The sequence below is a fragment of the Methanoculleus caldifontis genome, from assembly GCF_032842345.1.
Classification (GTDB): Archaea; Halobacteriota; Methanomicrobia; order Methanomicrobiales; family Methanoculleaceae; genus Methanoculleus; species Methanoculleus caldifontis.
In genome coordinates this window covers 724,675-741,525 of the sequence record NZ_WBKO01000001.1, presented here as the reverse complement: position 1 = coordinate 741,525, position 16,851 = coordinate 724,675, and the positions used below count along the sequence as shown (strand labels likewise).

Annotated in this window: 14 protein-coding genes and 1 tRNA gene; 7 read left to right on the top strand and 8 right to left on the bottom strand. The window is 61.9% G+C overall.

Annotated features, from left to right (window positions below; genetic code table 11):
* Positions 1 to 19 precede the first annotated feature (19 nt).
* From F8E02_RS03900 to F8E02_RS03875, 6 genes are all read left to right on the top strand, one after another.
* Positions 20 to 2,416: a Lon protease family protein gene (locus F8E02_RS03900; protein ID WP_317064154.1), complete on the top strand. Its 2,397-nt coding sequence runs from the start codon at positions 20 to 22 to the stop codon at positions 2,414 to 2,416.
* On the top strand, positions 2,416 to 3,588 hold the full coding sequence (gene nifS, locus F8E02_RS03895) for a cysteine desulfurase NifS (protein ID WP_317064153.1): 1,173 nt from the start codon (positions 2,416 to 2,418) through the stop codon (positions 3,586 to 3,588). Before F8E02_RS03900 ends, nifS begins: the two co-directional genes overlap by 1 nt.
* Before the next feature lie 2 nt (positions 3,589 to 3,590).
* Positions 3,591 to 4,937 (top strand): phosphomannomutase/phosphoglucomutase, encoded by a 1,347-nt coding sequence (locus F8E02_RS03890; RefSeq protein ID WP_317064152.1) that lies wholly within the window; start codon positions 3,591 to 3,593, stop codon positions 4,935 to 4,937.
* A gap of 478 nt (positions 4,938 to 5,415) precedes the next feature.
* The gene (locus F8E02_RS03885; RefSeq protein ID WP_317064151.1) at positions 5,416 to 5,697 is read left to right on the top strand and encodes an ATP cone domain-containing protein; all 282 of its coding nucleotides are present in this window, start codon (positions 5,416 to 5,418) and stop codon (positions 5,695 to 5,697) included.
* A 251-nt stretch (positions 5,698 to 5,948) separates the two neighbouring features.
* Positions 5,949 to 6,023 (top strand) — tRNA-Ile (locus F8E02_RS03880).
* A 587-nt stretch (positions 6,024 to 6,610) separates the two neighbouring features.
* On the top strand, positions 6,611 to 7,861 hold the full coding sequence (locus F8E02_RS03875; RefSeq protein ID WP_317064150.1) for a hypothetical protein: 1,251 nt from the start codon (positions 6,611 to 6,613) through the stop codon (positions 7,859 to 7,861).
* 432 nt (positions 7,862 to 8,293) lie between these two features.
* On the opposite strand, the gene F8E02_RS03870 is transcribed toward F8E02_RS03875, so the two are convergent.
* From F8E02_RS03870 to F8E02_RS03840, 7 genes are all read right to left on the bottom strand, one after another.
* Entirely contained in the window at positions 8,294 to 8,431 is a 138-nt protein-coding gene (locus F8E02_RS03870; RefSeq protein ID WP_317064149.1) for a hypothetical protein, read from the bottom strand.
* A gap of 149 nt (positions 8,432 to 8,580) precedes the next feature.
* Complete coding sequence (locus tag F8E02_RS03865; RefSeq protein WP_317064148.1) at positions 8,581 to 8,958, bottom strand: DUF134 domain-containing protein; 378 nt, start codon at positions 8,956 to 8,958, stop codon at positions 8,581 to 8,583.
* A gap of 67 nt (positions 8,959 to 9,025) precedes the next feature.
* A complete protein-coding gene (locus F8E02_RS03860) occupies positions 9,026 to 9,223 on the bottom strand; it encodes a DUF5320 domain-containing protein (protein ID WP_317064147.1) in 198 nt (65 codons plus the stop codon).
* A gap of 794 nt (positions 9,224 to 10,017) precedes the next feature.
* The gene (locus F8E02_RS03855) at positions 10,018 to 10,323 is read right to left on the bottom strand and encodes a nucleotidyltransferase family protein (RefSeq protein WP_317064146.1); all 306 of its coding nucleotides are present in this window, start codon (positions 10,321 to 10,323) and stop codon (positions 10,018 to 10,020) included.
* Between the two features lie 78 nt (positions 10,324 to 10,401).
* On the bottom strand, positions 10,402 to 11,103 hold the full coding sequence (locus F8E02_RS03850; protein ID WP_317064145.1) for a hypothetical protein: 702 nt from the start codon (positions 11,101 to 11,103) through the stop codon (positions 10,402 to 10,404).
* Positions 11,103 to 13,493 (bottom strand): DUF3821 domain-containing protein, encoded by a 2,391-nt coding sequence (locus tag F8E02_RS03845; protein WP_317064144.1) that lies wholly within the window; start codon positions 13,491 to 13,493, stop codon positions 11,103 to 11,105. Before F8E02_RS03845 ends, F8E02_RS03850 begins: the two co-directional genes overlap by 1 nt.
* Positions 13,494 to 13,913: 420 nt before the next feature.
* Positions 13,914 to 14,123, bottom strand: coding sequence for a hypothetical protein (locus tag F8E02_RS03840; protein ID WP_317064143.1), 210 nt, complete (start codon positions 14,121 to 14,123; stop codon positions 13,914 to 13,916).
* A 407-nt stretch (positions 14,124 to 14,530) separates the two neighbouring features.
* Between F8E02_RS03840 and F8E02_RS03835 the strand changes: the two genes are divergently transcribed.
* Complete coding sequence (locus F8E02_RS03835) at positions 14,531 to 16,183, top strand: PAS domain S-box protein (protein ID WP_317064142.1); 1,653 nt, start codon at positions 14,531 to 14,533, stop codon at positions 16,181 to 16,183.
* A gap of 50 nt (positions 16,184 to 16,233) precedes the next feature.
* Here F8E02_RS03835 and F8E02_RS03830 read toward each other — a convergent pair whose 3' ends face one another.
* Positions 16,234 to 16,641: a nuclear transport factor 2 family protein gene (locus F8E02_RS03830; protein ID WP_317064141.1), complete on the bottom strand. Its 408-nt coding sequence runs from the start codon at positions 16,639 to 16,641 to the stop codon at positions 16,234 to 16,236.
* Positions 16,642 to 16,851: the final 210 nt, after the last annotated feature.

The window sequence follows — 16,851 nt, the reverse complement described above, 5'->3', positions numbered from 1 at the left end:
CAGGAACCTGGTGAGATGAATGATTCAACCCTTGGAGATAGAAGAGTACCGACACGTCTACGAGCCGGGAAAGGTCGAATGCGCCAGCACCGGCGAGATGCGGCCGCTGGAGGAGATCATCGGCCAGGAGCGGGCGCTCCGGGCGCTCCGGTTCGGCCTGGAGATCCGGGAGCCCGGGTTCAACGTCTACGCCGCAGGGGCCCAGGGAACCGGACGGATGCGTGCCGTCCAGAGTTTCCTCGACCAGCTCGCGAAGCAAAAGCCCCGGGCGAGCGACTGGGTCTACGTCCACAACTTCCAGAACCAGTACGAGCCCAACGCCATCGCGCTCCCCGCCGGGCAGGGGACCCGGTTCAGGGAGGAGATGAAGCAGTTCATCGAGGAAGCCCGGCAGGCGCTTCCCCGGGCGTTCCAGAGCGAGGAGTACGCCAAGCGCCGTGACGAGACCCTCCAGTTGCTCCAGGGGACCAGGACCGACCTCATTGCCCGGATCAATCAAAAGGCCCAGGAAGCGGGGTTCGTCATCCAGATGAGCCCTATCGGTCTTTTAACCATCCCAATCATCGACGGGAGGCCGGTACCCGAGGAGGAGTTCATCACCCTCCCCGGCGAGGTGCGGGCGGAGGTCCAGCGGCGGCGGGAGGCCCTGAACGCCGAACTCCGGAGCACGCTCAGGCAGGTGCAGGATATCGAGCGGCAGGGGGCAGAAGCGGTCAAGGACGTGAACCACGACATCGCCCTCTACGCGATCGGCAACCTCGTCGCCGAACTCAGGGAGAAGTATGCCGGCGTCGCGGAGGTGCCCGAATACATCGACGCCGTCCAGAACGACATCCTCGAGAACCTCCAGGCCTTCCTCGGCGTCCCCGAGCAGCCGGGCGCCCCGCCGCAGTTCCAGGCCTTCATCCGGGAGATGCCGTTCCGAAAGTACGAGGTGAACATCGTCGTCGACAACGCCGATGACGGGGGCGCGCCGGTGGTCGTCGAGCAGAACCCCACCTTCCAGAACCTCCTCGGCAAGATCGAGAAAGAGGTCCAGTTCGGGATCTTCACGACCGACTTCACGATGATCCGGCCGGGCTCGCTCCATAAGGCCAACGGCGGCTACCTCGTCCTGAGCGTCGAGGATCTCCTCCGGGCTCCCCTCTCCTGGGACGGGCTCAAGACGGCCTTAAAGACCGGGGAGGCCGTCATCGAGGAGCCGGGGGAGCGGATGGGGTTCATCACGGCCAAGACCATCAAGCCCGAACCCATCCCTCTCGATATCAAGGTGGCCCTCATCGGGACGCCGATGATCTACCAGGCCCTCTATCAGATGGACCCCGACTTCAAGGAGCTCTTCAAGGTCAAGGCCGACTTCGACACCGTGATGGACCGAAACGACGAGAACGCCGGAAAATACGCCGACTTTATGTGCAACCTCGTCCGCGAGGAGAAACTCCGGCACCTGGACCGGGAGGCGATCGCCCGGGTGGTCGAGTACGGCTCGCGCCTCGCGGCGGACAAGCATAAGCTCTCGACCCAGTTCGCCGCGGTGGCCGATCTCATCAGAGAAGCGAACTTCTACGCCGCAAGCGACGGCGCAGAGCAGATACGGAAGCAGCATATCACGAAGGCGATCGAGGAGAAGATCTACCGCTCGAACCTGATCCAGCAGAAGATCGAGGAGTACATCCGCCGGGGGATCTTCCTGATCGAGACCGAAGGGGAGAAGATCGGGCAGGTGAACGGCCTCTCTGTCATCGGGCTCGGCGATTTCGCTTTCGGGCGGCCGTCGAAGGTGACCGCGAGCATCGGGGTCGGCCGCGAGGGTATCATGGATATCGAGCGGGAAGCGGCGCTCGGCGGGCCGATCCACACGAAGGGCGTCCTGATCATCAGCGGCTACCTCAACAACAACTACGCGCACGACAAGCCGCTCGCCCTCTCGGCCCGGCTCGTCTTCGAACAGAGTTACGAGGGGATCGAGGGCGACTCCGCGTCGAGCACCGAACTCTACGCCCTCCTCTCGGCGCTCTCGGGCCTGCCCTTAAAGCAGTATATCGCCGTCACGGGCTCGGTGAACCAGAAGGGCGAGGTTCAGGCGATCGGCGGGGTGAACGAGAAACTGGAAGGATTCTACGAGGTCTGCAAGGCCAGGGGTCTCGATGGGACCCAGGGCGCCCTGATCCCGGCAAGCAACGTCCAGAACCTGATGCTGAAAGAGGAGGTCGTCGAGGCGGCGCGGGCCGGGAAGTTCCGGATCTACCCGGTGCGGACGATCGACGAGGGGATCGAGGTCCTCACAGGCGTCCCGGCGGGCACGCGCCGGGAGGACGGGACGTATGAAGAGGGGACGGTGAACTACCTGGTGGACCGGCGCCTTGGGGAGATGGCGGAGGCGATGCGCGGGTTCCAGCCGATGGCGGCGAAGTGATGGAGAGGAGACGATCGGTCTACCTGGACCATGCGGCGACGACGCCGGTGCGGCCGGAGGTCGCCCGCGCGATGCTCCCCTACTTCTCGGAGCGGTTCGGGAACCCCTCCTCGCTCTACGCCCTCGCCCGCGAGGCGAAGGGGGCGGTGGAGGAGGTCCGGGACCGGGTGGCGGCGGCGATCGGCGCGAGCCCCGAGGAGGTCTTCTTCACCGCGGGCGGGACGGAGGCCGACAACTGGGCGATCAAGGGGGTGGCGGCGGCGAACCGGCGGAAGGGCGACCATATCGTCACCTCCGCAATCGAGCACCACGCGGTCCTCCACCCCTGCCGGGCCCTCGAGAAGCAGGGCTACCGGGTCACCTACCTCCCCGTCGACGAGTTCGGCAGGGTGGAGCCTGAGCGGGTCGAGGAGGCGATCACGGACAAAACTATCCTCGTCTCGGTGATGGCGGCAAACAACGAGGTCGGGACGATCCAGCCCGTGGCGGCGATCGCGAAGATCGCTCGCGACCGCGGCGTCCCGTTCCACACCGACGCCGTCCAGGCGATCGGGGCCTTTCCGGTCGACGTCGAGAGGATGGGGGCCGACCTCCTCGCCCTCTCGGCCCACAAGTTCGGCGGGCCGAAAGGGGTAGGAGCGCTCTATATCCGGCGGGGGACCCGTGTTGGGACGTTCATGGACGGCGGGGCGCAGGAGCGGGGACGTCGGGCCGGGACCGAGAACGTCCCCGGGATCGTCGGGATGGGAAAGGCGATCGAGATCGCGGTCGCCGAGATGCCGCAGAAGTCTGTCTGGCTCGCCGCGACGCGCGATAAACTCATCCGGGGGATCCTCGATTCTATCCCGGACACCCGGTTGAACGGCCACCCGACCGAGCGGCTGCCAAACAACGTCAACGTCGCGTTCCGCTACGTCGAGGGGGAGTCGATCCTGCTCATGCTCGACGCCCTCGGCATCGCGGCCTCGACGGGGAGCGCCTGCACCTCGGCCTCGCTCGAGCCCTCCCACGTCCTGACCGCCTGCGGTCTCCCGCCGGAACACGCCCACGGCTCGCTCCGGCTCACGCTCGGCTCCCGGAACACAGGGGAGGACGTCGACTACGTCCTCGAGGTGCTCCCGCAGGTGATAGGAAGGCTGCGCGAGATCTCCCCGCTCGGGGGAGGAATGTGATCGTGGCCGGGATCTTCCGGGCTTACGATATCCGGGGGCGCTACCCGGACGAGCTCGACGAAGCGACGGCGCGGAGGATCGGGAACGCCTTCGTCGGGCTCCTCGCGGCGGAGCGGATCGTCGTCGGCCGGGACATGCGTCTCTCGTCGCCATCGCTCGCCCGGGCGTTCTCCCGCGGGGCAGTCGAGGCCGGGGCGGAGGTCGCCGATATCGGTATGGCGAGCACCCCGCTCCTCAACTACGCCGTCACCGCCGGGGGGTTCGACGGCGGGGCGATGGTGACGGCCTCCCACCTCCCCGGGGAGATGAACGGGTTCAAACTGGACCGCGAGAACGCCGTTCCCCTCTCCGGGGACCGGGACCTCCCCCTTCTCGAGACCCGGGTGGGGGAGGAACCAGTCGCCCGCGCCGGCGGGTCCTGCCGCCGGCTCGAGATGCTTGATGCCTACATCGGGAAGGTGGCCGGGTTCGTGCGGAACCCCCGGCCGCTCACGATCGTCGTGGACGCAGGGAACGGGATGGCCGGGCCGGAGGTCCCCCGGCTCTTCGAGCGGGTCCCGGCGTGGGGGCTCGTGCCGATGTATCTCGAACCCGACGGGCGGTTCCCCCACCACCACGCGAACCCCCTCGACCCCGCGACCACCCGGGAACTGCAGGACCGGGTCGTGGCCGAGGGCGCGGAGTTCGGGGTCGCGTTCGACGGCGACGGGGACCGGTGCGGGTTCGTCGACGAGCGGGGAAGGCGCGTCCGCGAGGACCTGGTGACCGGGCTCATCGCGGCGTTCCTGCTCGAAGAGAACCCGGGGGCGGCGATCCTCTACGATCTGCGGTCGAGCCGGGCGGTCGTCGAGGTGATCGGGGAGGCGGGAGGGCGGCCTGTCCGGTCCCGGGTGGGCCACGCCTTCATCAAGGCCCTGATGCGGGAGGAGGACGCCCTCTTTGCCGGGGAACTCTCCGGGCACTACTACTACCGGGAGATGGGGTTCGTCGACAACGGGCTCCTGACGATGGTGCTGGTCGCAAACCTCATCGCCGCGAGCGGCCGGAGCCTCTCGGAACTCGTCCGGCCCCTCGACCGCTACTCCTCGACCGGGGAGATCAACCTCAGGGTGAGCGACCCGGCAGCGGTCCTCGCGGTGCTTGCGGCGCTCTACCGGGACGCGGACCTCGACCGCCTCGACGGGCTGACGGCGGGCTACCCCGACTGGTGGTTCAACATCCGCCGCTCCCACACCGAGCCGGTGGTGCGGCTGAACCTGGAGGCGGAGACGAAGGAACTCATGGACGAGAAGGTGCGGGAAGTGCTCGCGGCCATCCGGAAGGCCGACCCGGCGGCGCGGGAGGCGTAGGGCCGCAGAACGTATTTATCGTTCGAGGGAGACGTTTATGTGCACCAGATCTGCACGGACTCAAGGGACGGCACGAGTTGCTGCCGTTCCCGGATTCCGTGGGTCGGGACGTTTGTTTTCGGGCGGCCGCGGGTTCGGACCGTATCGGCCCCATAGATTCACGCACCCCTTACCAGTCATTCTCTCCTCCGCATCGGCGCCGCCTGACAGCATGCCCCACGCAGATGGGCGATATTGTTCTTAGTCGCCCGGGAGGGCACCGTTCGCCGATTGCTTCGCCGGGAAGAGCGGGATGGCCAACAGCCGCAACTTATAAGTATCCGATATCCCACTGTTGCCCGGCAGGCTGCAGCTTGCAACCGAAGCGGGGTTGGGTGGAGCTCCCGGAGATCGCTATCCGGGGGACAGAGAGCCGGAATAAAACGGGCGCCCGGACCTCGATTCAGGAAAACAGAACAGATAATTGATGGTGATGAAAATGGCGGAACAGCAGCAGATGGAGTCCCGGTCCTGGCAGGAGACCATGGTCCGGAAGACCAACAACCAGGAGGAGCAGTTCAACCCTGACAAGATCAGGAAGTCGATCCAGAACGCCGGAGCGGACCAGAAACTGGCGGACGAGATCACCCAGCAGATCCAGAGCAGCACGCACAGCGGGATGACGACCACCGAGATCGACAACAAGATCCAGGAGACCCTCAAGCAGAGGGATATGAACGCCTACAACAACTGGATGAAGTGGAAAGAGCAGCACCAGTAGATACAGTAAGGAGTTTCCCAGAGCGTTTCGCAGGCAGTCTCCCGGACTACAGGCGCTGGAGGTCCTTCCGCAGGTCTGCATGGCGGAGTTCCGGACGTTGCGCCTGTATGGCATGCGGCTGCCCTGCAGAACGCGCACAATGTTTTTATGATCAAGGAACAATATTTATATGCAGTGAGAGTCCGGGAACTCCCGGAAATTCGAGCTGAATGCGTCATTTCCCGATTCAGACCGGCTGCATCACACTTCTCGGGCCCGTAGCTTAGTCCGGTCAGAGCGCCCGGCTCATAACCGGGCGGTCGTGGGTTCGAATCCCTCCGGGCCCACCTTTAATCGGGGAAATCGTAACAATCATTGCTTGGATTTCGTTTTCAGCCTCTTCGATTAGGCGCTCTATAAATCGGGACGCATTGGTGACTTGGTTTTTCAGAAAATCATGCGCCTGATCCGAGATCGTAATGTTCAATCTTCTCCTCTTTCGCACGTATTCCTTTTCTTTTGCCATTTTCTCTTTTCTCCTTGTTTTTTCTACTGTCCGCACAGTGCTGTATCTGTCCGCACAGTTTCGGGTATCCTAACTCTCTGTGGTATGGGTCTTAAAGAGGTGGTAACCAAAAACGGGGGCATTTGAGGGGGACGCCGTGATGTTTCGGATGGTCGAAAGTGTGCGGACAGTTTCGGATAGCCGAAATCTGCGGGGAGGGATCGTGCATGAGGGAGCGTCACAGTAGGCAGGTGTGATCGAAGGGGTTAACCGGACGCACCGGGACAACCGGACGCACCGAAGGGAGGGGATGCTCGACAACACCTATGTTTCTGGGAAGAGGAAAGGTAGTTGATAAGGAAATGTTAAGGACTAGAGAGCCTCTTGTAGGGGAGAAAGATTATAAAATAGTTTCGGCAATTCTGATATATGCGCATAGAGGACGTCTTTACTCCAGGCGGCTTTCCACTTCATACGTACAACCCCAGGGACGAATTAGAGTTAGAAAATCAATTGAAAGATTATTTGGATACGGGATATAAGCTACTCTCTCTAACTGGACCTACTAAGTCGGGAAAGACAGTTCTCTGTAGAAAAGTAATTTCTAAGAAAAGCGGGATATGGGTTTCGGGTGGAGAAATCCGAGAGGAAAATGACTTCTGGATAAATATCATCGAGCGTTTAGACGCATTCACTAACGTTAGTTCAGAAATAAGAAGTGAAGATAATCAAACGTTATCTACGAGTGTGGAGGGGGGAATAAATGCTGTCGTTGCTAAAGGGAGCGGATCTCTAGGAGGGAGTACCACCTCCACTAAGGGTATTACCACAATATACTCACGGTATGACACCCCGCGAAACGCAGCCATAAGAAATCTAGAAAAGCAGAATATTCCAGTTATTATTGACGATTTTCATTATATCCCCCCAGAAGTCCAAACTCAAATAATTAGGTCCCTGAAAAACCCCATTTTCGAGGGGTTACGTGTCGTTTTACTGTCTGTTCCTCATCGTGCATATGACGCAGTAAAAGTTGAATCTGAGATGACAGGTCGGGTACAACAATTAAAGATCCCATTGTGGGGAACAGAGGAACTAATCGAGATTGCAGAAAAGGGATTCCCATTACTAAATGTTACCTCACCAAGAGAACAAAATAGGGCATTGGCGGATGAAAGTTATGGAAATCCACAATTAATGCAAGAATTTTGTGAGAGTTTATGTAAATCCAACAATATTCGAGAAACAACTCCAGATGTTACACCGATCACATTTACACCCTCAATGGCAGGCTTCTTTAAAGGCATTACCGACAAAATTACCTCAAAAAATGATTATGCACTTTTGCTTAGGGGGCCCCGACAAAGAACGGACCGAATTAAAAGACGTTTCGTTGACGGAACAGAAGGGGATATTTATGCAGCGGTTTTGCAAGCTTTGGCTAACACGGGCCCAGAGATGGAAACAAGGTACGAACAAATAAGGACGCAGTTAAGATCGGTTCTAGACGAAAATATTCCTCAACTTCATGAGGTTTCAAGGGTCTTAGCGCAGATGGAACTCATTTCGAGTCATTCAGAAGGCAAGCCCAGACTTATCGAGTGGGACAAGGACAGCACCACACTGTATATTCTCGATCCATACTTTGCATTTTTCCTAAGGTGGTCGGTGCGTTGTTAATAACGCCTGCCATAAGTTTTTACACGAACAAGCCTTCCCCTCACGGTGAACTCGGAAGAGGTTCACAATCCACCTCCCCTGCAGCAACTACCTCTCCCACATACTCTGCGAGGACCGCAACCTAAAAGGGGGCTATTGAGGGGGGGGCAGGCTGCGACTACTTCGTCAATGCACTCTTCTGGGATCCCGTACAGCGCGGAGGTCTCTTCCACAACCTGCCGACGCGGTACCCCACGCCTGAGCATCCCGGCAACGGTGCGCTTGAGATCATGCGCGATCTCCTCATCTTCATAAACACCGTTCACGCGGCCATACTTGAGGGTATACCTGGCAACATCCCCTTGTGGGACCCGGCATAGATGTGCTTCTCGTATCTGAACGAAACGTCAGCCCACACGCGGCGGTGTGGTGAGACTCGGACCGGCAGCAACATTAGTCAACCCACCCCTCTTCGACCTTCATCCACTTCTCCGGGTTTTTGCGCTCTTTCCCTTCGGCCTCAAGGGACTCCACATACATCGACAGGATGTGGACAACCATGTTCGAGCGGTCCCGATGCTCGCTCACCATACAGTGGATCGAGCCACCAAGGAGATCCACCTACTTGGGGATGCTCTTTCACCCTACTTTCATGGCAACTGCTACCCCCAGAGGTTCGAATCCCTCCGGGCCCATCTCAGTTCTTTGAAAAAAACGTGCAGAGCAGATGCCCTGCAGGATCACCCGGGCGGCGGCCCGGAGGGGGCGTCTCCGTCCTCGGGACACCCCTCTTTCTGCCGGCGGCCGCACCCGGCGATCCGGATCGTCTTCCCGTGCACCAGGGCGTCGGCGACCTTGGCCCGCGCCTCGTGGAGGTCGCGCCAGAGGGTCTTTCTGGAGACGCCGAGGGCGACGGCGGCCTCCTCCTGCTCGAGCCCCTGGAGGTCGACGAGCCGGAGAGCCTCCACCTCTTCGGGGAGGATGACGATGATCTCGTCGGGCCTCCCGCAGAGGGGGCCGAAACAGCGGAACGCCCCCTCATCGCCGATCACCCGGCGGACACGGGGCCGGCCGCGCCCGCGGCGGCAGCGCCCCTCGCCGGGCTCGCTTGTGTTCATGCTACCATTCTCCTCAAAAAGAGATCCGTCCCGCGTGCAGATAGTGCCTTCGTTCCGGCACCGGCCGTTACCACCGGCCGCGTGCCCGACCGCCACAACGACCGCGACCGCATCCCCACGGGATCCCGCCCCGGCCGACGCCGCGGAGGACCGGTGCGGCGGACTCGCCTTCGGCCGCTTCCGCCGGAGGCAGGGCACACCGTCCCCGGCGGCCGCCCGTCATGGGGCCGCGGCCGGAGGGACCCGTTCCGTCAAATCCTGGCATGGTGTATCACCTCAATTATTACACATATGAGTAGAAATATATCAAAGGTCCTGATGCGGCAAGGCAGGGGCTGGAAAGTGCTGCTCTCTACGAGCAGGGACTGAGACACAGTACTTCGCTAAAATGTTTGAAGCAGTCCGCTTGGAGAGCAAACCACCGACATTTTTTCGCGTTTCTCGCAGCTTCGCGTGAGTTTTGGGCACAGAGAGTGATAGTGCCTCACGCGAAAGACGCGAAGCCGCGAAGGGCGCTGGGCCAGAGATCGAGAAGGCCGGAGATTTTCGAAGCGTGAGCGAAGCGAGTTTGAGAAGCCATCAGGCTTCGAAGCGTGAGCGAAGCGAGTTTGAGAAGCCATCAGGCTTCGAAGCGTGAGCGAAGCGAGTTTGAGAAGCCATCAGGCTTCGAAGCGTGAGCGAAGCGAGTTTGAGAAGCCATCAGGCTTCGAAGCGTGAGCGAAGCGAGTTTGAGAAGCCATCAGGCTTCGAAGCGTGAGCGAAGCGAGTTTGAGAAGCCATCAGGCTTCGAAGCGTGAGCGAAGCGAGTTTGAGAAGCCATCAGGCTTCGAAGCGTGAGCGAAGCGAGTTTGAGAAGCCATCAGGCTTCGAAGCGTGAGCGAAGCGAGTTTGAGAAGCCATCAGGCTTCGAAGCGTGAGCGAAGCGAGTTTGAGAAGCCATCAGGCTTCGAAGCGTGAGCGAAGCGAGTTTGAGAAGCCATCAGGCTTCGAAGCGTGAGCGAAGCGAGTTTGAGAAGCCATCAGGCTTCGAAGCGTGAGCGAAGCGAGTTTGAGAAGCCATCAGGCTTCGAAGGACGACGTTCCGTCAGGAACGGAGTTCGAACACCGCAGGTGTGAAGCGTGAACGAAGTGAGCGTGAGCACCGCCAGGTGCGAAAGGCGACGCTCCTACGGGCAGGAGCTCGAGCGCCGCCAGGCGCGGGGCATCGAAAGTCTCTTCCCCCTCCCGAAACTCCACCAGGATATCGATGTCGCTTGCCGCGGTGGCCTCGTTCCGCGCCACGGACCCGAAGATGCCGATACGGGCCACACCGTAGCGTTCCCGGATGGTGCGGAGATTCAGCCGGATCCGGGTGAGAGGATGCATCGTTACTCTGTGATCCTGCGCCTATCCACTTATACTCTCCGGCACCGGCGCTCCCTTTACCCCGGACGCGAGGGGTTGTCAACCCTTCCGCGTACGGGCAAGACAGGCCGCCCCGGCGAGGGCCGCAAGTCCCGCGAGCCACGAGAACGGCAGCCCGGCCTGCTGCACCGCGACCGCAGAGACCACGGGCCCGAAGGTCAGAGTGGGATCGGCGAGGGGGACGGTCGTCGTCGCCGCGAGGGCCGGGGTCTCCTGCCGGACCGCGCCCTCTTCACCGGCGTCGGGGGTGTCGGTCCCAGCAGGCTCCGTCACCGTTGCCGTCGGCGTAGGAGTGGCGGACGGGGTGGCGGACGGGGTGGTGGACGGGCCGCTGCCCGAACCGCCGCTGCCGCCTGACGACGACCCGGAAGAGCCGCCGGGTGCCGTGCCCCCCGTCGCTGCGAGAGCGATCGTGGTCGAGGTACCCGGGGTGTAGACGGCCGAGCCGGCGGCAATGCCGCCGACGAGGAAGATGATCGTCTTCCCGGCATCGCTGTCCTCTCCGTTGACGATCAGGCGGTTATCATAGATGCCTTCTCCGCCGAAGGCCCCGGCGGCGACGAGGGTGAGCGAGCCGCAGTCGCGGTCGCCGATCCGGGCGGTGATGGCGGTCCCGGCCGGCGCCGGGCTCCCGTCGATCGTGACCGTGCCCGAGAACTCCGCGGGGAGGGCCGGGATGGCGGACGCGGGCGCCGCGAGGGCGAGGAGGAGGAGCAGAACGAGGATCTGTCTCACCCGCATCACGCTCCTATGGCGCAGAGGGTGCCCGGCCCGGTCATGTAGAGCCAGTAGCCCCGGCCGGGATGGACCGATCGGGTATCGGCGTATGCCCCGCTCCCGCCGTTGACGATCCCGGTCTCGAAGGCCTGCTTCCCGGCGTCGTAGCCGATCAGGGTCGTCCACTGTGCGTTGACCGAGTAGAGGGCGTCCCTCGCCGTCGCCGGGGCTGTCCCGGTGATCCCGACGGCGTTCCAGCCCGGAGCGAGGGTGCGCTCTGCAGGCGGGAGGAGGGAGTCGGTCGAGAAGGTGAGGGGGACTGTCACGGGCGCGGCCGAGTAGACCCAGAACCCCTCGAGGGGGGCAAGTCGGTCGGTCTTCTGAAGGGCCGTCCAGCTCCTGTTAGCGGTATCGTAGCGGAGGGCCGAGTGGCCGTCAGCGTCGACGCCGGCAAAGATCGCCGCGGTGTCGTTGCCGGCCGCGAGGGGCCGGGGGATCGAGACGAAGTTCCAGCCCGCCGAGAGGGTGAGGTTGTCGCCGGAGGGCGGGGCGGGGTCGTCACCGGAGAGGAGGAAGAAGGTGAGCTTGGTGTAGGCGTCGTTGGCGTAGGGAGAGTCAAGGGCGTTGATCAGCGTGTTTGCTGCCTCAGAGGCCTGGAGGGTCACGAGGTTCGCAACGAAGACGCTCGTCGCGCCGGTCTGATCAGCACGGTAGATGCTGCTGGCATTCTGTCTGGCGTTAACGTCACCCTGTGCAACCTCGAAGCTCGTGCCCATCGGGTGCTGGACGACGACGAAATACTGTCCGGCAACGAGGTTCTCGGTGTTGAGAACGTTGTACTTGAAGCTGCCGTCGGACTCGACACTGACGGTCTGGACCCCTAACGCTCCGTTAGCGCCGCCGTAGTAGTACGGACCGAAGACCCAGATGCGGACGTTGGCCGGGTTGCCCTGTGCGGTACCGGTGATCGTCACGTCGTCGCCCTTCGCAACAATCGTACTGCTCATGGTCGCGGTGACGAAGCCGGGCCGGAGCTGGATAATGCGGGCGGCATACGCGACATTAGCGAGGTTGTCCTTATCGTGGGGGGCGGAGACCGCATAAATCGTGTAGCCGCCGGAGTCAAGTAACCTGGTGACTCCGTGGGTGACCCACCGGTAGGACCAGGTGTCGTCAGCCTCAACGTCCACGTTGACGAAACTGGCAGCAGAGCCGTTGACGACCGGGTTCAGGGTACCGAGGAGATGAACACCCCGGGTGCCGAGGTTCGGACCGGTCATGAAGAGGTAAACGGTGTCGCTGTCGGTATTGGTTCCGGAGAAGGTGATCTCTTCGCCGATATAGTAGACGCCGGTGCCGGAGGCGGTGACGGTGACCGTGCCGGTCTCGACCCTCACGCGGACCTCGTCGTACCTGCTCGGGTCACGCGGGTCGGTAACGCGGAGGGTGTAGCTTGCCTCTCTGGTAGCCCTGGTGGAGGTCAGTTCGACAGACCGGGTCCCGGCTGCCGTGGTCCTGACGGTCGCGTTGGTAGCCGTGTTCGGGGTCACGCCGACCTGATTCGCGCGGAACGTCGGGGGCTGCTCACCGGGGTTCTGGAGGGTCAGGAAGTAGTCCTGCCCGGATTCGCCGGTGATGGTCACGGTGAACGAGTTGCCACGAACAACAGTGTCCTTGTTCGAGGTGATGCCGACCGCTCCGGAGGAGACCTGGAATGTCACGGCGTTGGTGTTGTACTCCGTGCCGAGGCCGGCTGCGGTGGGCCAGACACCTCTGGCGGTGTACGTGCCGACCATGGCGCCGGTCAGGTTGATCGGGTTGGTCTCGGTCCACTGGCCGGTAAGTTGCAGTCTGAGGCTCTCGCCACCGAAGGTTGTGACCGTACCGCCGCCGGGCGTGGTCAGCCGGACCTCAATCGTGTTGTAATTGGGGTCGTTCGTGCCGGTGCCCAGGCCTGCAAGGTTGTGGTCAACCCGGAACCGGATAGCGCTCGACCGGGTTATGCTCTGGCCGTCGACGGACGTGGTGCCGGTGCTCCCCAGGAGAACGCGGAGGTTCGTCGAGGGGGTCTGGACGAGAACGTCTCCAATGGGAGCGCCCGTGTAGTCGGGAGTGGCAAAAGCATACCAGATACCCGTATTCTGTCCGACTGCAGTTGCAGTCAGGTCGAAGCTCGAGGTGGCAACGACGCTGATAGGTGCTCCCACAACAGTCCTGTCGGTGGGACTGCTGAAGTGAACCAGGTATCCGCTGGTAGTGCCTGGAAATACTGCAGTGACGTTGAGGTCTTCTTCACCTACATAGATGGTGTTGCCGGTGCTAACGGTCCTCTGTGCCGCGGCCGGTGCAACGACCAGCGCGGCCAGAAGGGCCACAGTAACGATCGCCCGAAACGCCGTTTGCTCTGAACTCATCATAATCCCATTCTTGATAACGCGTTAACGGAGGGGCTGGAATTCCGCAGGATACCAACTGCGGGGGGACTGAACACAAGATAGAGCCACTGGACCGGTGAGAGCCCTCTTTTCCGCGAGCAGGGTTCTGTCTCGTGCAAGGTAGGATAAATATGCCGTTATCGCCCTGACCGGGAGATCGGGAGTAGGCGAAATCCGCCAACTCAAGGGAGCCGGAGAGTCCGATACAGCCATGCCGGCCCCTCATATGCGGCCGGACAATCCCGGATCGGAACGATGCCCATCAGAGAACGGAGGAGTCGCACCGGACATGGGCGCGACAGGCCCACTCGTGATCAAGACCGCGGTTCTCCGTCGGGAGACAGATCGGTCCGGGAAAAAAGCAGGTTATGTGTCGGAAGACCAGTGCAGGCGCACCCGTCAGGCCCGGGTCTCCTTCTTCCGGCGCTCCAGGATCCCTGCAACGACCGCATAGAGGTCCTGCTCGAGCCAGGCCTTGCGCTCCCGGGTATAGTCTCCGCTTCCGTGGGAGTAACTCCGGATGAACCGTATCGCATCGGCAGGCCCGAGGCTCTTCACCAGTGCCTCGAACCCCCGAACCCTGATCTCATCAAGCGTCTTCGCTTCCATCGGCAGTCACCTCCATGAGCCACTGCACAGGATTATACATGCAGGTGTCCAGACGCTCAATTGCCCCTACCGGTCAATAAATTGATCGATGACGATTCCCAACAGGAGAAGGGAGGTCCTGGAGATTTTCATCAGGCACTGCAGATCCCGGCATACGGCAGGCAACAAGTCCGTGGATCAACTGCTCCCGGACGGTGATAGCAGGCCGGCTACAAACCGCCCTTCTGGAAAATGAGAACCGGCATATCCCCGGGCACGAGCTCCCTCCTGCCGGCGCCCCAGGATCCCTGCAACAACCGTATTATGAACCCGCCCGTCCCGGGTTCTGCGCCCTCCGGTATAAGTCGCCTCCCCACTCTTCCCCCCCTGCAAAAGTATATCACAATGTCCCCAGTTGAACACTCATCATGCAGCAGGAGCAGGATACCGCCGCCCGCGTCCTCAACGTTCTCAGGTCCCGCCCCAAAGGGATGGCCATCGCCGAGATCGCCCGCGAGGCCGGGATCAACCGCAACACGGCAGCCCGACAGCTGGAACTCCTCCGGGCAAACGGCCAGGTTGAACTGCGGGAGTTCGGCACGGCCAAAGTCTATTACCGGGCCCGGCGGGTGCCGCTCTCGGCGTTCCTCTGCTTCACCAGAAACCTGATCCTGGTCCTCGACAGCACCGGGAAGATTGTCCAGATCAACGACCGGTACTGCAAACTCGCCCGGCGTGAGAAGGACGATCTCATAGGCCTGACCCTGGCGGCCGCAGACCTGCCGGTCGTCTCCGCCCCGGAGGCCATGGCCGTGATGGAAGGCATGGATAAAGAGCAGGTCGTCACCGACCTCCGGCACCCGCACGACGGCGGGGACCTCTTCTTCCACCTCCAGGTGATCCCGACGACCTTTGAAGACGGCAAGAGAGGCCTTACCGTCGTCCTCGAAGACATCACCGACCGGCACCGGATGATGGAGGCGCTTAAGAAGAGCGAAGACAACCTCCACGCGTTCATGTTTGCCCTCTCGCAGCCGGCGCACCTCATCGACAGCGAGGGGACCGTGCTCGTGAGCAATGAAGTGGCCCCGAGGAGGCTCGGCGTGCGTCTCGAGGATTACGTGGGCAGGAACATAGCCGCCTACCTGCCTCCCGAGATCGCCGAGATCCGGGCGAGATACCTGGAGAGAGCGGTTCGGGAGAAGCAGGCGGTGATCTGGGAAGATACGCGCCGGGAACTTGACTACGAGCACCATCTCATCCCCATCATCGAGAAGGACGGCAGCGTGAACCGCCTCGCTCACATCGGGTTCAACACAACGGCATGGAAGAGGGCTGAAGCGGCCCTGCGGGAGAGCGAGGCGCGGTTCAGATCGATCCTCGACAACTCCACCGACGCCTTATACCGGCGGGATCTCCGGTCAGGCCGTTTCGACTACTTCAGCCCCGCAATCGAGCAGATCACCGGCTACCCCGTAGAGGAGATCCTGGGCCTGAACGTGGACGCGATCCTCAGGCGCGTCCACCCCGAAGATCTTGAACGGGTACTGACCGATAAGATAGGCACCTCGTTGAGAGAGAAGGAAGGGACGGTCGATTACCGGTTCCTGTGCGGGGACGGCAGATACCGGTGGCTCTCCGACCGGTTCGTGATAACCTGTGATCCAGACGGCGCACCCCTCTTCCGGGAGGGGATCCTTCGGGACATCACCGACCGCAAGAGGACGGAGGAGGTCCTGCAGGAGAGCGAAGAGCGGTTCCGCGAAGTCTTCGACCTCACCCCCATCCCCGCCGCAATCGTCGGAGAGGGCGATCGGGCCTTCTTCGTCAACCGGCAGTTCACCGAACTCTTCGGGTATACAGAGGACGATGTTGCAGCAGGCGGGGAATGGTTCACCCGGGCATTTCCCGATTCGGACTGCCGGGGAGAGACGGTTGCCCCCCGGGATGCCGGCAGGACAACGCCGGAGACCGGCCGGGCGCGGTGTAAGAACGGCGAGGAGAAGACCGTCCGCTTCCACCCCGTCATCCTCAGCAACGGGGACCGTTACATCACCTTCGAAGAGATCCCCGGTGGCTGAACCCCTCCCTCCCGGGGGAGTTGCGGCCGGGGCACACGGCTCCCGGCGCCTCAAAACGCCGCAAGGAGATCTGCCGTGTCATAGTAGTGATAACACCGTACGATCCTGCCGTCCCGGAACGAGAAGAACATCGCCCAGTCATGGACGAACTGCACCCCCGTTGCGTTGACGGTCCCCCTGTTTCGCCCTTCCACGGCAACCATATCGTCCCGGGCGACGAGCGTCAGAACTTCGAACGGCTCCGGCCTCACCTCTGCAGCCATCTCTCCGAAGAACCGTCTCACCTCCTCGCGCCCGTGGCGGGGACGCGCCCACGTGAGCGCCTGATGATGAATACGTGTCACCGGCGATCGAAAATCGACATCCTCGGCAAAGAACTCCATGGCGCCCGGGATATCCCCGCGCCCGAACGCCTCAAAGAGTCTTCCCACTGTCTCCGCATTCTGCTCGTCACCCATCTGCATCACCCCGCCCATCGCTTGCAGCCGAAACGCGCATCCACTCAGGGCTATGGGGACAGGGGGGTTAAAGTTTGCTGCCGGATCCCCCGCCCGGACAACCGGGATCGGGCCGGCCCTGCAGGCAGCGATCTCTCCCGATACGGTGCTCCCGCACAGGATTCACTCCCTGCAAATCCAACCGCAGTATCCTCTAAAACTCAATCAAAA

Coding starts and splice junctions, on each gene's coding strand:
- F8E02_RS03900 (WP_317064154.1), top strand. CDS start 20: ATGATTCAACCCTTGGAGATAGAAGAGTACCGACACGTCTACGAGCCG.
- nifS (WP_317064153.1), top strand. CDS start 2,416: ATGGAGAGGAGACGATCGGTCTACCTGGACCATGCGGCGACGACGCCG.
- F8E02_RS03885 (WP_317064151.1), top strand. CDS start 5,416: ATGGCGGAACAGCAGCAGATGGAGTCCCGGTCCTGGCAGGAGACCATG.
- F8E02_RS03875 (WP_317064150.1), top strand. CDS start 6,611: ATGCGCATAGAGGACGTCTTTACTCCAGGCGGCTTTCCACTTCATACG.
- F8E02_RS03870 (WP_317064149.1), bottom strand. CDS start 8,431: ATGGTGAGCGAGCATCGGGACCGCTCGAACATGGTTGTCCACATCCTG.
- F8E02_RS03865 (WP_317064148.1), bottom strand. CDS start 8,958: ATGAACACAAGCGAGCCCGGCGAGGGGCGCTGCCGCCGCGGGCGCGGC.
- F8E02_RS03860 (WP_317064147.1), bottom strand. CDS start 9,223: ATGCCAGGATTTGACGGAACGGGTCCCTCCGGCCGCGGCCCCATGACG.
- F8E02_RS03855 (WP_317064146.1), bottom strand. CDS start 10,323: ATGCATCCTCTCACCCGGATCCGGCTGAATCTCCGCACCATCCGGGAA.
- F8E02_RS03850 (WP_317064145.1), bottom strand. CDS start 11,103: ATGCGGGTGAGACAGATCCTCGTTCTGCTCCTCCTCCTCGCCCTCGCG.
- F8E02_RS03845 (WP_317064144.1), bottom strand. CDS start 13,493: ATGAGTTCAGAGCAAACGGCGTTTCGGGCGATCGTTACTGTGGCCCTT.
- F8E02_RS03840 (WP_317064143.1), bottom strand. CDS start 14,123: ATGGAAGCGAAGACGCTTGATGAGATCAGGGTTCGGGGGTTCGAGGCA.
- F8E02_RS03835 (WP_317064142.1), top strand. CDS start 14,531: ATGCAGCAGGAGCAGGATACCGCCGCCCGCGTCCTCAACGTTCTCAGG.
- F8E02_RS03830 (WP_317064141.1), bottom strand. CDS start 16,641: ATGGGTGACGAGCAGAATGCGGAGACAGTGGGAAGACTCTTTGAGGCG.